Below are 15,255 nucleotides of genomic sequence, written 5' to 3'. Positions count from 1 at the left end.
ATCGTCAACCCCTACCGGTTCAACTCGGCCCGGTTCGACGGCGCCACCGGCACCTACGACATGGGATTCCGCGAATACAACCCCGGCCTCAACCGGTTCCTCAGCCGCGACATGTTCAACGGTGCCCTGACCGACCTCGCACTCGGCAGCGACCCCTGGAACACCAACCGGTACATGTTCGGCGGCGGCAACCCCATCAGCCGCATCGAACTCAACGGCCACTACGCCATCGAGCAAGACAGCGACCGGTTCGAACGCCATGACACACCGACGATCACCGCACCGGGATCAACGGGCTCGACTGCCACCGGCTCGACCGGTGGCAGCACGACTCCGGTCCCGAACGATGTCGGTCAACAAGCTAATGAACCGGTGGCACGCCCCAACCCAGACCGGTTCTTCGAGATGGCCCGCTGCAACGGCGGACCCGGGTGCGTCATGCCCGAGGGCTTCATCGGCAAGTACGGCCCCTACAAGCCGATTCCGGGCGAGGAATTCATGCCCGACCTGGTGCTCAGCCTGGTGCTCATGCTGGCCGGCCCCACAGAGATCGGTATGCTCGGCAGAGCTGGCTCTCTCATCAAGATCGAACACGAGCACCGCGCGTCGCCGCAAATGGAGCAGCCCCTCGATTCATCGGCAACGCGGCTGGTGACCTGCTTGACACGGCGCGGATCACCGTGCCGGGCGGCAAGCCGGGCTATCTGCTGAAGGATGCACGGAAGGCGGGGATCTTCGCTGACCGCTTGGGCTTCGATGAGGCAGGGATGGATGCAGCTCTCCGGAGTCACCTCACATCGAACTTCGGCAACGCTTCCAGTTCTGTCCCGATGCTGAACGGAACAGGGCAGCAGATCGGCACGAAGTTCGTCGTGCGTGGTCCGATGGCCGGTCCGAGCGGGCGAACGTTCGACATCACTGCCTCGTGGGGTGTCGACTACGACGGAACGGTCAGGTTCATTACTGCGTTCCCAACGAAATGAGTGCGTTGTGGAAGAGGAAATCACTTTTGTTGCTGGCTCTCGCTGGTTCCACGTCCGGACGTCCGAGACTGAGGAGCTTCGGGCGGTGATCACGGTCACGACGGATGGCAGATACGTGTGGACCTTCGAGGGGCCAGCCTGGCGCCCTGTCGCCTTCGGCTCTGGATCCGAGACTTCCTACATGTGGTCGGCCCGCGAACTGATTCGTCTGCCGCGACTCCCGAGCGATGAGCCTGTCATTGAGGTCAGCACGGACGAGGATTTGATCTTCGTCTTCGAGCACGCTGGTGGCTGGGTCCTCGTGTGTGAGACGTCGGTGCGCCGCGTGCTCGGCGGTGAGCAGACCGCAAGGTGGGAGTTGCCTGAGGTCGCGGTTCGCGCCGTATGGCGCGGCGACACGCTGGCTGTGCTGGACGAGGCGGGTGACGAAGTCCTCCTGCAGATTGCTGGACCGGACCTCGTTCCGGTGCAGCCATAGTTCGCTGCTTGAGGAACAGCGGGTGGTTTGCTGGGCGACCCGAAGTGGTAACGCTCCCAGCGCGCGATCGTCGCCCGGGACGAAGCGTCGCCGGCACCAGCTGCCGTCGCGAGCGGCCCGGGTGAGGCTCACCGAGTCGCTCACAGCCGGCGGGAGCGGTGGCTGGGAGACTCCACTCGTGACCACTCGCGCCCAGCAGACCTCTCGTTGGTCGACACCCCCGTCAACACCACCACAACCAAGAAGTCGTACTACGGAACCAACCCCCACGGCGACGTCGAAACCCTCACCGACGCCACCACCGGCCAGACCACCTCGACCTACCGCTACACCGCCTACGGCCAACCCGACAAGGTCGGCACCACCGGCGACGACGCGATCACCGGCATCGCGAGCCAAGACGCCGACATCGTCAACCCGTACCGGTTCAACAGCAAACGGTTCGACGGGGCCACCGGCAGCTACGACATGGGGTTCCGCGAGTACAACCCCGGCCTCAACCGCTACCTGTCCCGCGACTACTACGACGGCGCCCTCAGCGACCTCGCACTCGGCACCGACCCCTGGAACACCAACCGCTACGCCTTCGCCGGCGGCAACCCCATCACCGGCATCGAGTTCGACGGCCACGTAATCTTCGACCCAGGCGCAGGCGACGGCGGCAGCTTCCAGGTGCCGATCAATAACCCGGGTCTCTTTGGTCCCAATGGCAATGTCGCCGGACTGGCCACGGCCACGGCCACGGCCGGAACGATCGCCGGGACCGGAGTACTGCTAAACCAGACCTCTTCGAGCCCGGACAATCCATTCGTCAAGATGTTGGCCGGCGGCGGGGCGGCTCAACCACCAAACGAAGATGACGACGACGATCGATCCGGGTACGGTGGCGGTCGCGAACCAGAAGAATGGCGAAACGGGACGAAGGAACGTAAGTCCGGCAACGTCAAGGACGCCGCAAACGCAGTCAACGGACAGGTCGAGTACGGATCCACGCCGTTGAGCCGAGCAGTTCAGGAGGCACGCATTGCTGCCAAGGACCGTGGGGGCAACTACGCTGCAGGGTTGCTTGATGATGGGACTACGGTCATTGGCCGCTCCAGCGCGGACCTTCACGCCGAGCAGGACGTCCTCCGTCAGGCGGGGGATCGGCAGGTTACGCAGATCTACACCGAGAGAGAGCCATGCGCCGCCCGTTGTGGCCCGTTGACGCAGGGCATCGACACGACTTGGTCGTGGCCCTGGAACCGTCCGATGTTCGGCCTGCCACCAACGCGGCACTGCGCGACGCAATTCGGAGCCTATTCTGATGAGCAGTATCGAGTCAGCGCGTATGACAGTGACACGCCCACAGTGGCTGGAACCAACTCGGGACATCTTCGACGAGGCCTCGCAAGTCCTTTTCGAATCGGGCGTTCCCTCGCACTTCATCGGTCGAAGATTTCGCCTCGACAATGAGGTCACAATGATCAACACCAAGAGCGGACTCGTCCTTCGATTTGGCACCACTGGACTGTCAGGGGCGGTCGGTGTTGAGGCCAGCACGGGACACGTCGTCGAGGTACTCGACCCTCCGGATTCACCTCGGCTCTTTGTCAACACGTCGTTGGCGGCCTTCGTGGACACACTCGAAGCGGTAGCGGGCCGGTTCCCCTTCTACGACACGGACGACGACGAGGACGAGATCGAGGCAGCCAGCGACGACCTCTGCATAGTCATCCGGCACATCGACCCTCCGGCCGCCCAACCGGACACGTATTGGTCTACTTTCGTCGATGACGTGCGGATGGGGGATCTCACGACGGAGGCGGTATTGGAGGCGGTTCATCATTCTGATGACTAGATACTTGCCGCAAAGACCGGAGCGGACGGTTGGCCACGCTGCGTCAACGAACTATCGTGCGACGTTCTTCGCTGCGAACCCTGGTCTGGAGGGCAAGGTCGTCGTTCACCACGCTGTGGAGCAGCAGAGGACGGGCTTGACCTACTTCACCCTGACCGAAGCGAGCGTTCGACCAAGTGACAACTACCTGGCGATCTATGGCGACGCGCCGCATCCGCAGTACTCGTGGATGCAGGTCACGGAGACCGCTGGACAAGCGGACTGCTGGCTGGATGCGTCCTTCAGATCTGCGTGTCGGATCGCATGATGACGGTCATCGAGGCCGCCGGGCTGTCGGACTGTCTGGTCGAAGAGTTCAAGGCGTAGGAAGCCTGATGTTCAAGTGGGCCGTCAGATGGCCGGAGCCCTGCTTGTGGCGTTCTTCGGCGTCCCACTGATGTCAGCAGCGGCGCAGCCAGCCGTGTCGTGCCCGCCGAGATCTACACCTACGAAGGGCAGCACGACCACCCCTCGGTGGTGACGTACACCACGACCGAGCGCGGTCCGCCGACTGCGGGCCGTGGCAGAGGCGGCCGCAGCGACGGGCATGATCACTCACAGCGAAATCCCAGGCGGCCGCGCACTGGGTAATCGGCGGGGTTCGCAGCGTGACAGCGGCTGACTGAGGGTACTGGCCTGGGAAGTGCCGTATCTCAGCGTGACGGCCCAGTGCTTGACATATCCAGCCGGAACGCTGAAAACTCAGCACACTTTCGCGATCCGAGAGCGCTCTCAACTCCGTCCAGTTCAGGGGAGCTTTCCCATGCGGCCCAGTGCCCGCGTCCGCCCCATAGCAGTCCTGCTTGCCTGCGGTACGGTCCTGCTGGCCGCCGCCTGTGGTGGGCCTGGCGGTTCCGATGCCTCTGGCAACAAAGGTGACGAGCCGAAGATCGAGCTCACCGTCGCCACCTTCAACGAGTTCGGCTACGAGGACCTCTACCGCGAGTACGAGGCGCAGCACCCGAACATCAAGATCGTCGAGCGCCGCGCCCCGACCGTGGACGCGCACATCAAGAACCTGGAGACCAACCTGGCCTCCGGTTCCGGGATGGCCGACATCGAGGCGATGGAGGTCAGCTGGATCTACAAGTACCTCGCCAAGGCGGACCAGTTCGTCGACCTGCGCGACTACGGCGCCAACGACCTCAAGGACCGCTGGCTGGATTGGAAGGTGGCCGGCGCGACCACCCAGGACGGCAAGGTCCTCGGCTACGGCACCGACATCGGGCCGGAGGCGATCTGCTACCGCCGGGACCTGTTCGCGAAGGCCGGGCTGCCCACCGACCGGGCGCAGGTGGCCAAGTTGTTCGCGGACTGGTCGTCGTACTTCGCCACTGGGCGGAAGTTCAAGCAGAAGGTGCCCGGCTCGGCCTGGTACGACTCCGCGGTGCTGACCTGGGAAGCCATGCGCAACCAGCTGATCCAGGCCTACTACTCCAACCAGGACCGCTTCCTCGGCGCGGAGAACCCGCTGCTGAAGCGGACCTGGAACCAGGTGGTCGAGGGCAGCGAGGACGGACTGTCCGCCCGGTTGCCGGCCTGGAGCGACCCGTGGAACCAGGCCTTCCGTACCGACAAGTTCGCGACGATCGCCTGCCCGGGCTGGCTGCTCGGCGTGATCCAGGACAACGCCGGCACATACGGCAAGGGCAAGTGGGACGTCGCCGACGTCTTCCCCGGCGGGGGCGGCAACTGGGGCGGGTCCTACCTGACCGTGCCGAAGCAGTCGCAGCAGCCGGCCGAGGCCGCTCGGCTGGCCGCCTGGCTGACCGCGCCGGAGCAGCAGGTCAAGGTGTTCAAGAAGGTCGGTTCGTTCCCGTCCACGCTGGACGCCTACAGCGACCCGCAGGTGAAGTCTCAGGTCAATGCGTACTTCAACAACGCGCCGGTGGGCCAGATCTTCATCAACCGGGCCAGGAACGTGATCCTCAAACAGCACAAGGGTCCGCGCGACGGCGAGATCAACCAGGTCTTCAGCGCGGCCCTCGCCCGCGTCGACGAAGGCAAGCAGGCACCGGACGCAGCCTGGAAGCAAGCCCTCGACCTGGCCGACAAAGCGGCCAACACACGCAAGAGCGGTTAGGCACCACGCACTGGACACGGCCAATTCCTGACGCGCATTCGACCGGGTAAGTACTACGGTGTGAACGCAAGCCCACCAACCCCGGGAGGACCGATGAACGAGTCTGGTTCTCCGACGTTGGAGCAGGTCGCCGCGCTCGCCGGAGTGTCCCGGGCGACCGTGTCGCGGGTCGTGAACGGATCGCCCAAGGTGCTGCCGGACACGGTGGCCGTGGTCGAACGCGCGATCGGCCAGCTCGGCTACGTGCCGAACCGGGCCGCCCGCGCGCTGGTCACCCGCCGGACCGACTCGATCGCGATCGTCGTACCGGAGCCGGACAGCCGGGTGTTCTCCGACCCGTTCTTCGCGGGCATGTTGCGCGGCGTGAGCATGACCCTGGCGCCGACCTCGTCCCAGCTCGTGCTGCTGATCGAGCCGGCCGAGGGAGACGACCAGCGCCTGCTGCGGTACCTGCGCGGCGGGCATGTCGACGGCGCGATCATCATCAGCCACCACGGCCGGGACAACGTGCTGCAGGAGCTCGCGCAGTTGCCCCTGCCGATCGTGTTCAGCGCCCGTCCGCTCGGCGTCGACGTACCGGTCGCGAGTGTGGACGTGGACAACGTCGCCGGTGCCCGGACCGGGGTCGAGTACCTGCTGTCGATCGGCCGCCGGAAGATCGGGACCGTCGCCGGTCCGCTCGACATGACCGCGGGCCTGGACCGGCTGACCGGGTACCAGGACGTGATGAAGGAAGCCGGACTGCCGCAAGCCATTGCGTACGGCGACTTCACCGCCGACGGTGGTGAGCAGGCGGCCCTCCGGCTGCTCGACGAGCACCCCGATCTGGACGGGCTGTTCGTCGCGTCCGATCTGATGGCGACCGCGGCGCTCCGCGTCCTGTCGCAGCGCGGCCGGCGGGTGCCGGGTGACGTCGCGGTGGTCGGGTTCGACGACTCGGTACTGGCGACCACGACGACGCCGAAGCTGACCACGGTCCGTCAGCCGGTCGAGCAGCTCGGTGCCCGGCTGGCCGAGATCCTGCTGGCCAAGATCGGCGGCGCCGACCTGCGCAACCCGGAGATCTACGACACCGAACTCATCGTTCGGGACTCCGCCTAGGGACTGCTGTTCCAGGTCCTGCCGAATCTGAGGGTTTGTGAGGCCCATCTGAGGGGTTTCGTCGGATGTGGCTGCCTGGGGTGCGGGCTGAGGGTGAAGGGGTAGCGGCGATCCGCGCCGCACAGTCCCCTGGGAGAAGTCATGAACCGCAAGCACTACTCAGCCCTCGCAGTGTCCGCACTCGCGATGGGCACCGTGGTCCTCACCGCAACCGAGGCGTCGGCGACGCAGCAAGACCCGCAGCCCAGACCAACGTCGCAGCCGGCGCCTTGGCCGGACGAAGGGTCAGGCTACCCGGGCGCGGAGGACACGAGTCCGGAGTACAACTACCCGAAGTACGACCGGAAGTACGAGATCACCGGTCCCACCGAGACCGCCCAGACCAAGGCGGCGCCTGCGCAGAGCAGGTCCGACGACAACGGAGTCGAGTTCCTGCAGTCGGGCGCGTCCGCGCTCGGTGGTGCGGCCGTCGCTCTGAGCGGCGTCTGGCTGTACCGCCGTCGCCAACTGCACACCGCCTAGCCCGGCAACCGCGAAGCCCTGACGTGAGGGGGAGGGACCGATGTCAGGAATCGTTCAGCTACTGATGGTCGGAGTGGCTCTGGGCTTGGTTGCCCTGGTTCTGGTCAGCGTGCGTCGTCGCGGTGACCAGGACCAGGAGCAGGCGACCGAGATCGAGAACTGGCGCCGGCTGAACGCCGAAGTGGTCTCGGTCCTGCGCACCAGCAGTCGTACCTTCCTGCTGGTGCGCTACGTGATCGGGACCTCGCTGATTCACAACGACGTCCTGTACCCGCTCTCGGACGCGGTGCCCCACGCCGGTCAGCGGGTCCCGATCAGGTGCGACCCGCTGGCGCCCGCGAAGGCGGTGTTCGATCGGGAGGCGTACGCCGGTACGCCGCCGAAGGTGGCCGGTCCGGCCTGATCGGGTCAGACTGGGAGCCGTGGGAGGGCCGGCGGTCGCACGCTTGCCCGGGATGGTCGGCCGGATCGAGGAACGCGGGGTTCTGGGGGCGGCCATCCGGGGAGCGGTCGAAGGACGACCGTGTGCGGTGTTCGTGCACGGAGAGGCCGGCGTGGGCAAGACCCGTCTCGTCACCGCTGTGTGTGACGAAGCGGCCGGGCAAGGCATCGCGGTTCTCTGGGGCCGATGCGTACGGTTCGGCGCCGTGGACGCGCCGTACGTTCCGCTGATCGGTGCGTTGGAGGGCTGGCTCGAATCGGCCGAGCCCCGCGAGCGGTCAGCCGTACTCGATGCGGTCCCGGCCGCGGGCGAGTTGTTGCCTTCACTGGGCGGTCGCACGTCGGACAGCGCGGTCCGGTTGTTGTCCGTGGTGGATGCGCTGGTTCAGGCGATCGCGTCACATGGTCCGACAGTGCTGGTGGTGGACGACGTGCAGTGGGCCGATCTGGCCTCACGCGATGCGCTCGCCTACCTGGTTGCCGGCTTCCGCAGTCAGCGGCTGGCCGTGCTGACCACCTACCGGGACGAGGAAATGATGTCTGGTGACCCGATGCACACGTGGCTGGCCGACCTGCGTCGGCTGCCGTCGGTCACCGATCTGCGGCTGGACCGGCTGAGCTGGGACGAGACCGAGCAACAGTTGGCGCTCTTGCTGGGTGGTCCACCGCACCGCCAGTTGGTGGACCAGGTCGTACGCCGGTCCGACGGCAATCCGTACCTCACCGAACTTCTCGTGCAAGGGCTGACGAGCAGTGCCGAAGGGCTCCCCATTGATCTCGCGGCAGAGCTGACCGGAGCCCTGCTTGCGGCCTGGCATCGGCTCTCCATCCCGGGGCGCGAGGTCATGCGGTTGATGGCGGTTGCCGGGCGACCGACGTCGATCGACGACCTACGGGAGGTCGCCGCAGCGCGGGGGATCGACCGCGACTCGTTGACCAGTGCATTGACCGAGGCGACGAACGCCGGCATCAGCGTGGCGCAAGGGCACGACCTGTGCTGGTTCCGGCACCCGCTGCTCGCCGAGCTGCTCTATGCGACGTTCGTTCCCGGTGAGGCCGAGCCGGTGCACGCCGCGTGGGCCGCGACACTGGAGTCCCGTTCTGCCGGCGGCCTCGACGAGTTGCAGCGGCAGAGCGATCTGGCCTTGCACTACGAGCGCGCACGCGACCTCGAGGCCTGTCTCGAGGCGTCGCTGCGAGCCGCCGATCTGGCCAGGGGCGTCAGATCGCCGCGGGAGGAGGCGGTTCATCTCCGCCGTGCGGCCCGGCTGTGGCCGATGGTCCACCGCGGTGACAACGAGGAACCGGATCGCGAGGTCGATCTGCTGGAGCGTGTTGCCCGAGCCAACGACCTGCTCGGCGACGGCGAGGCCAGCTTCGCGGCGTGGAGCCGCACCCTCGAGCTCGTCGACGAGCGCACCGACCCACTGCGCGCCTGCCGGCTGCTGCGGCGATGGGCGGATTCGGCCTGGGCCACTGGCAGAACCAAGGGCAGACCGGTCGCCGAGGCAGAGCATGCAGTCGAACTGAGCCGGCCGTTCCCCGACAGCGACGAGTACGCCGACGCGCTGGCGTATCTCAGTTGGTGTCAATGGTGGAACAACGAGCTGGAGCTCTCCCGAACGTACGCCGAGGACGCCGTCGAGGCAGCCCATCGATCACAATCCAACGCGGCGCTGAGCCTGGCGTACGCGGTCCGCGGCAACGGCGATGTCCGCAGCAAGCACTCCGACTCCGACACCGCGGAAGGCCTGCGGTTCGCCAAGCTGACCGGCGACCCGGAACTGACCTGGCGGGTTCTCGTGATCAGGCACAACTACCTGGAACGGCGAGGTCGCGTGACGGACTGCGTCGACGTCACTCGGGAGTTCCTCCCCATCGCTCTCAACGTCGGCGCCTTCTCGGTCGCGGGCTTCGCCGCCGGACTGCTGGCCCATCACCTCTTGATGCTGGGACGCCTCCCCGAAAGCAGTGCCGTCATCCGCGAAGGGCTCTCCCTGGCGGCGCTGCCGAACGCGAGTGCGATGGTCCGGTTGGGCGCAGCCTCGCTGGCGGTGCGACGCGGCGAACTGGACGTGGCGGAGTTGCACCTGCAACGTGCCAGGGAGTTGATGCCGGGCGTCGAGGACCGGGCCGGGCTGTCGGCGCAGCCGGTCCTGGCCGAGTACCTGTTGGCCGCGGGCCAGGCCGAGCAGGCGCTCGACCTGCTGGCGCGCACGATGGTCGTCCAGGTCGCTGACACCCGCGACGCGGACGAGATGCTGGTCTGGGGTGCGCGGGCGGCCGCCGACCTGATGGAGAAGGCGCGGAACCGGAGCGACGGCGCGGATGTCGGCAGAATCCGAGCGGCGTTCGACGATCTCCTCGCCGTCCGGCGAGGCATGCTGCCCGCGCCGTTCGAGGTCATCGGTCCCGAGGACCTGATCCAGCCGGCGAGGGAGGCGCTGTTCACTGCCGAGACCGCGCGCTACCAGGCGGAGAACCCCACGTCCGCGCTCTGGGCGCAGGCGGTACGCCGGTGTGACGCCGCCGGACTGCGGTGGGACGAGGCCATGGCCTCCTGGCGATGCGCGCAGGCGTTACTCGAGGAAGGTGCCACCCGGTCCGCGGTCGCCGAACCGCTCAGATCGGCGTACCGCTTCGCGCAGGAGGTCGGCGCGATCCCGCTCCGGCAGCAGGTCGAGAAACTCGCCGCCCTGGCCAGGATCCGGCTCGAGGAACCGGCGACAACGGCGCCCGTCCAGCCGCCGGCGCCGTTCGAGTCGTTGACCCGGCGCGAGCAGGAGGTGCTGTCCCATCTGGTCGCGGGCCGGACGTACGCCGAGATCGCGAAGGCGCTGTTCATCAGTGAGAAGACGGTCAGCGTGCATGTCTCGAACCTGCTGCACAAGACCGGGACGTCGTCACGGCGTGAGGTCGCCGCTCTCGCGGTCAGGCTCGGTGCTCCTACAGTCGGTCGAGCGCCCGGCGCGCGAGACGGCTCCCGTTGAACGGGTGACCCACAGCGGCGCCGTACAAGACGATCTCCGACTCGGTGTCGAGGGCCAGCAGGGTGGACAGCTCGTCGTCCAGGAAGCCGCCGAGAGTGACTGTGCCGAGGTTGAGACCGGTTGCCGCGAGTACGAGGGTCTGCGCCACGTGTCCTGCTTCCAGGAGGAGATAGCGATAGCCGCGGTCGGCGTACCTGGTCAGGCTGCGTTCACAGACCGCGGACAGCACCAGGACGACGGCGGCTTCGGCTGCCCACGGCTGCCCCAGGAACAGCCGGCTGACCAGAGCCGGGGGCACTGCAGCATCGCGGACCTGCTCGAGGCCGTCGGCGAACGGCACGTAGTGGTAGATCCCGGCAAGTAGGCCGTCCACCGAACGCACCAGCACACTCACCTCGAGCGGGTAGAGCCCACCGGCCGACGGCGGCGCGCGATCGATGATGTGTACCGGGCCACCGTCGGTCACTCCGGTGACGCCGTACCCGGTCCGCAGCAGTGTAGCCAGTTCAGCCAGTCCGAGCGGCTTGTCCTGGAACGCTCGGCAAGACACCCGCTCGCGGATCAGGTCGGTCAGGGGCGCGTGAATCGGTACGCCGGGTGGCAACGGGATCCACGGTGCCGTCGGGTCCTCCCGTCCCGGCCCGTGCTGCGCTGAGGTCGTCTGCGGGGTCTCGACGAGCACGCGGGAGCTGCCACGGTGGTAGGTCCAGGCGAGCGGTTGAGCCTTGCGGAAGGTGGGCATCGGTCGACCTCAGGCGAGTGGGTGTGGGTCGAGGTTCAACTCGTCCAGCCGAGCGGGCCGTGGTCGCAAGCCCAACCGGCTCGGCAGCTCCAGCAGCCGGCGTCCCCCGAGCCGGGCCTGGCCCGCGCCGAACCAGAGCGGGACGAATCCCGGTACCACCGCGCGCACCACGCGGACGCCGAGGCCGGCCACATCCGGCGGCGTGAGGTCCACGGCGAGTACGTCGGGCGCCACGTCGGCGACCGACCTGATCAGATCATCGTTGCTCGGGGCAACGAGTGGTACGACGTCCGGCCACGGCTCACGCGGTGCCTCACGGAGGAAGCGCATCCCGGTCGCGGCCGCGTGCGGGTCGGCGTACAGCAGGTCGTGGTCGTCGATGACCGCGACCTTCGACGGTGTGGCAGCCAACTCCGCCATCCGATCCTGGATCGCGGCTTCCCGCAGGCGCATGCACAGTACCGGCCGCACTTGCCCGGCCTCGAGCACCGCGGACCGGGCGGCGGCGACCGGATCCAGCGCCGCACTGGCGCCGATCACCGCGGCCGGCGCCTGCTCGGACCACATGATCGCGAGGGCGACCGTCGCCACCGTGTCGGATGGCAGCAGATGCACCACGACCTCGACACCGCGACGCGCGTACGACGAGGCGATCGCGCGGGTCTGGTCGTCCGGGACGTCCGCAGCGGCCACGCAACGCCCGGGCAGCCGATGCGACCACGCGATCGCGAACGCGTCCCGCTCGACCACTTCGAGCAAGGCCCGTAGCGTTGCGCCAGGTTCGTCGGGCCAGGCCGCGAATCCGTTGGAGGTGGCCGGGAACAGCGCGGCCGCGGTCGGCGGGCGGTACCCGAGATGCGTTGCCAGCAAGGGAATCCACACCTCCTCGCCGGTTACGAGCGAGTCGGCCGGCACCCACTCCAGCTCGGTCTCGGGCCGCCAGGGCTGGTACGGCAGAACGTCGTACTGGTGGTCGGCGAACAGCACGAGATCGCGTGGATGCACCGCGGGTCGGCCCAGATCGTCGTACGTCGAAGTGATGCGGCGCTCGGGTTGCCAGGTCATCGCGGCGTACCGTTCGAGGGCTTCGCCGAGTGCACCGTCTCGCGCGTGCTGCCGGGTCCAACCCTTGCCGGAGCACACCAGGAAGGCAGCTTCGCCGGTGTGGAAGTGGGCGTTGGCCAGCTCAGCGCCGGCAATGAAGGGCCGCTCGGGGTCGGACAGGCCCTTCGGCATCATCTCCAGCCGGCGGACCACACCGCACACCGAGTCGACCGCGCGCCGGACGACGGGCTCACCCTTCGCCGGCCGACGGCCTTTTTTTGAACAGGCTGGGCAATCCGGGCGCGGCAGGACCGGGTGCAACTTCTCACCGCTGTGCACGTCGAGCGTCAGTACGCCGCCGGTCAGCCGCGGTGGCGCGATCGCCAGCGTCAGCGCGAACAACTCCGCCAACAGCGCGCCGGTGACCATCGGCAACAGCGCCGGCATCACGGGCCTCGCCGCGCCATCCGGGATCCGGCGGGCGTCGAGCTCCTCCTCGAGTGCCATCGCCGCCGCGAAGTCATCCGCACAGGCCAGGGCACGCATCCGCCAGCACAGGAAGCAGGGGCCCTCGCCGGGCAGCACCAGCGGACCGACGGTCGCCTGGGTGCCGCGGAGGTCGGCGTGCACCGTTGGTACGTCCAACATCAGTCCGGTCGTATTGACCCACTGATGCAGGACCGGCAGCGCGCCATCACCGGCCGCGATCACCAGATCCGCCCCAGTCATCAGGGCCGGCAGTTCGTCGCGCTGTCCTGGATACGGAACGCGGACCATCCGGTCAGGTTGGATCCCTGAGCCCGTCAAGGCGGCGTGCAGGGCGTCGGTGATGTCCGCGCGCCCGATCAGTACGACGCGAAGCGCGGCCAGCCGACCCGCGAGCACTTCCTGCTCGCGAGGTGACGACGACACCACGGACAGCCAATCCGGAATCGGGGCCGCCCGCAACGAGGTCATCCGCCGAGGTCAGCGAACCGCTGCACGGCGCCGGCGTCGTACCCACCGGCCGCGCCCGATCCAACGGCCGGCTCGAAGATCCCCACCATCGCGCACCGCACGACTTTCTTGAAGGAGACGGACGCCTCTTTCGCTGAACCTGATTCAAGCGTCTCCTCTTCATCCACCAACAGAACACCCATGGACAAGAGAATGTCGCGGACCTTGATGTAGGCCGCCCACTCGATCGGGCTGACGTCGTCCAACTTGTGCCGGACCGTATCGAGCCGGCTTTTGAATGCGTTGAAGTCCTCCGCAGTCGACATACTTCCCCCCCTGTTGTCTGTATCGAGTATCAGCCCGGCGTCGGCCGCCCGTCGAGGGTTAAGGAGGGTCATTCTGGAACTGGAACTGCACCCGGACCGAGTCGTCCAGCCGTACGACGACCGTTGTATTGGACGCGGTCCAGTTCTGCGGCACCAGGAAAAGGCGATCCTCGCCGACCACCAGCAGCCGGAGACCGCGGTAGCGATAGTTGAACGTCTGCCCGGAACCGGAACGGAGCGCAGTCTCCTCGATACCCGGTGACCGCAGCGCCAGTTTCTCCTTCGTGTCCAGAATGACCACAGGAAAGCGATCCAGGTGCCGCGCATCGGATTTCGCCAACCCGCGCCCGGAGTACTGCGCCGTCGTCGCGGTCGCCCAGAACGCACACGTCACCGTGACGAGAGCGAGCAGCGCAATCAGCACTCGCTGGGTGCCGAGCTGCGGATCGACCTTGCGGCGCAGGTACGTGAGGTACGCGAGTGCCGCCGCGGCCAGACCGATCACCGCCGGCACGATCAAGGCGTAGTACGGAAGGCTCCCGATCAACGGATACGCGAGGAGCCCGGCCACACCCAGCACCAGTACGACGACAGCCAGTTGAGCGGCTCGCCGTACGCCGGAAGCCGTCGGATGAATCGCGTTGTGCAAGAGCAGCCCGGCGACCGCGAGCAACGTGATCACGAGCAGCGGCACCAGCAACGGCTGCGGACTTCGCATCACGTAGTCCTGCGTACTGAGGCCAATGGTGTCGACGTCGATCCCGAAGTACGCGTACTGCGACCGCGACGAGACGTACCCGAAGTAGAACAACAACGCACTGATCAGCGTCACCGGCGCAACGATGCCGGTGGCGAAACTCACCCAGCGCTCAGCCTGGGACCGTTCGTCAGCCATCGCCGGACGGAGTCTCGGACGGCGACTCCGCCTCGGTGGTCGTGGTCGCGGTCGGTTCCCCCAGGTCCTGCGAGTCGAAGCCGATCTGGCTTCCGCCGTGGCCCTCCAGGGAGCTGCAGTCCTTCGCGCTCGCGCAGGTGGCCGTTGCCGCAATGATCAGCGTGACGTGCTGTCCAGACGTCTTCGTCAGCTGCCGGACTCCGACGAAGCAAGGACCGGAGTCGGGTTGGAGGCGATACTTGGCGCACGACGGGCCATGACTGCCGCAGGCAGACTGGTGGATGTCGAAGACGCCGCCCGGCTTGAGCTCGGGAGTGCCGAACGTCATCGTGGTGCCGGCCGGAAGCTCCAGCCCGGTCAGGGTGACCCCGGTGCACTGGTCGGCGGGATCGTCCGGCTGACCTCCGTCGGCACCTGGTCCGATCGGTGCCTCGGCGATCCGGATCGACGGCTGCTTCCGGGTCGGCTGGGCGGCTTCGGGGTCGGTTGGCTCGGGCCTGGGCTCCGGTTCGGTGCTTGGTTCGCTGCTTGGCTCAGTCCTTGGCTCGGTGGTCGTCCCGGTCGTCGGTTTGGTGGTCGTCCTGGTTGTCGGACGGTTGGTCGGCCCGGTCGTCGGCCCGGTGGTCGGCCCGGCTGTCGGACCGGTGGTCGTTCCGGTTGTCGGACTGGTCGTCGGAACGCTGGTCGTGCCGGTGGGCGTAGCGGTCGTCGTTTCCGTTGTCGTCTCGGTGGTGGGGGAGTCGGTCGTTGACTCGGACCGGTTGCTGGGCTTGCCGGAGCAGGCGCCGAGGACAGCCAGGATCCCGATTGCTGCGATCATCCGCGGACCCAGCAT

At 67.3% G+C, this 15,255-nt stretch carries 15 protein-coding genes; 10 read left to right on the top strand and 5 right to left on the bottom strand.

What is annotated here, in order from left to right; translation table 11 throughout:
- From ACZ3HV_RS28255 to ACZ3HV_RS28210, 10 genes are all read left to right on the top strand, one after another.
- A partial coding sequence (locus ACZ3HV_RS28255) for an RHS repeat-associated core domain-containing protein (RefSeq protein WP_465688353.1) occupies positions 1-711 on the top strand: 711 nt, incomplete at its 5' end.
- Positions 681-983, top strand: a complete 303-nt coding sequence (locus ACZ3HV_RS28250) for a hypothetical protein (protein ID WP_465688351.1) — start codon at positions 681-683, stop codon at positions 981-983. The genes ACZ3HV_RS28255 and ACZ3HV_RS28250, both read left to right, overlap by 31 nt.
- Before the next feature lie 181 nt (positions 984-1,164).
- Entirely contained in the window at positions 1,165-1,461 is a 297-nt protein-coding gene (locus tag ACZ3HV_RS28245) for a hypothetical protein (RefSeq protein ID WP_465688349.1), read from the top strand.
- Positions 1,462-1,668: 207 nt separating this feature from the next.
- Entirely contained in the window at positions 1,669-2,916 is a 1,248-nt protein-coding gene (locus ACZ3HV_RS28240; protein ID WP_465688347.1) for an RHS repeat-associated core domain-containing protein, read from the top strand.
- A complete protein-coding gene (locus ACZ3HV_RS28235; protein WP_465688363.1) occupies positions 2,798-3,301 on the top strand; it encodes an SUKH-4 family immunity protein in 504 nt (167 codons plus the stop codon). Before ACZ3HV_RS28240 ends, ACZ3HV_RS28235 begins: the two co-directional genes overlap by 119 nt.
- Before the next feature lie 802 nt (positions 3,302-4,103).
- Complete coding sequence (locus tag ACZ3HV_RS28230; protein ID WP_465688345.1) at positions 4,104-5,423, top strand: ABC transporter substrate-binding protein; 1,320 nt, start codon at positions 4,104-4,106, stop codon at positions 5,421-5,423.
- A gap of 93 nt (positions 5,424-5,516) precedes the next feature.
- Positions 5,517-6,524: a LacI family DNA-binding transcriptional regulator gene (locus ACZ3HV_RS28225; protein WP_465688343.1), complete on the top strand. Its 1,008-nt coding sequence runs from the start codon at positions 5,517-5,519 to the stop codon at positions 6,522-6,524.
- A gap of 141 nt (positions 6,525-6,665) precedes the next feature.
- Positions 6,666-7,046, top strand: coding sequence for a hypothetical protein (locus ACZ3HV_RS28220; RefSeq protein WP_465688341.1), 381 nt, complete (start codon positions 6,666-6,668; stop codon positions 7,044-7,046).
- 40 nt (positions 7,047-7,086) lie between these two features.
- Entirely contained in the window at positions 7,087-7,449 is a 363-nt protein-coding gene (locus ACZ3HV_RS28215) for a hypothetical protein (RefSeq protein WP_465688339.1), read from the top strand.
- Between the two features lie 19 nt (positions 7,450-7,468).
- On the top strand, positions 7,469-10,477 hold the full coding sequence (locus tag ACZ3HV_RS28210) for a helix-turn-helix transcriptional regulator (protein ID WP_465688337.1): 3,009 nt from the start codon (positions 7,469-7,471) through the stop codon (positions 10,475-10,477).
- Here the strand turns inward: ACZ3HV_RS28210 and ACZ3HV_RS28205 are convergent.
- From ACZ3HV_RS28205 to ACZ3HV_RS28185, 5 genes are read right to left on the bottom strand one after another with little or no spacing between them, the layout of a single operon-like run.
- Positions 10,434-11,219 (bottom strand): SagB/ThcOx family dehydrogenase, encoded by a 786-nt coding sequence (locus ACZ3HV_RS28205; protein WP_465688335.1) that lies wholly within the window; start codon positions 11,217-11,219, stop codon positions 10,434-10,436. The two genes, ACZ3HV_RS28210 and ACZ3HV_RS28205, sit on opposite strands and share 44 nt — an antisense overlap.
- Positions 11,220-11,228: 9 nt before the next feature.
- Positions 11,229-13,220 (bottom strand): TOMM precursor leader peptide-binding protein, encoded by a 1,992-nt coding sequence (locus ACZ3HV_RS28200; RefSeq protein ID WP_465688333.1) that lies wholly within the window; start codon positions 13,218-13,220, stop codon positions 11,229-11,231.
- Positions 13,217-13,597: a hypothetical protein gene (locus ACZ3HV_RS28195; protein WP_465688331.1), complete on the bottom strand. Its 381-nt coding sequence runs from the start codon at positions 13,595-13,597 to the stop codon at positions 13,217-13,219. The genes ACZ3HV_RS28200 and ACZ3HV_RS28195 overlap by 4 nt, the downstream gene beginning before the upstream one ends.
- A complete protein-coding gene (locus ACZ3HV_RS28190) occupies positions 13,584-14,420 on the bottom strand; it encodes a hypothetical protein (protein ID WP_465688329.1) in 837 nt (278 codons plus the stop codon). Before ACZ3HV_RS28190 ends, ACZ3HV_RS28195 begins: the two co-directional genes overlap by 14 nt.
- Complete coding sequence (locus ACZ3HV_RS28185) at positions 14,413-15,240, bottom strand: hypothetical protein (RefSeq protein ID WP_465688327.1); 828 nt, start codon at positions 15,238-15,240, stop codon at positions 14,413-14,415. Before ACZ3HV_RS28185 ends, ACZ3HV_RS28190 begins: the two co-directional genes overlap by 8 nt.
- Positions 15,241-15,255 lie beyond the last annotated feature (15 nt).

This window comes from Kribbella sp. NPDC020701 (assembly GCF_055562215.1).
Note: the sequence above shows the minus strand (reverse complement) of the source record. Positions and strands in the feature narration are given on the sequence as shown.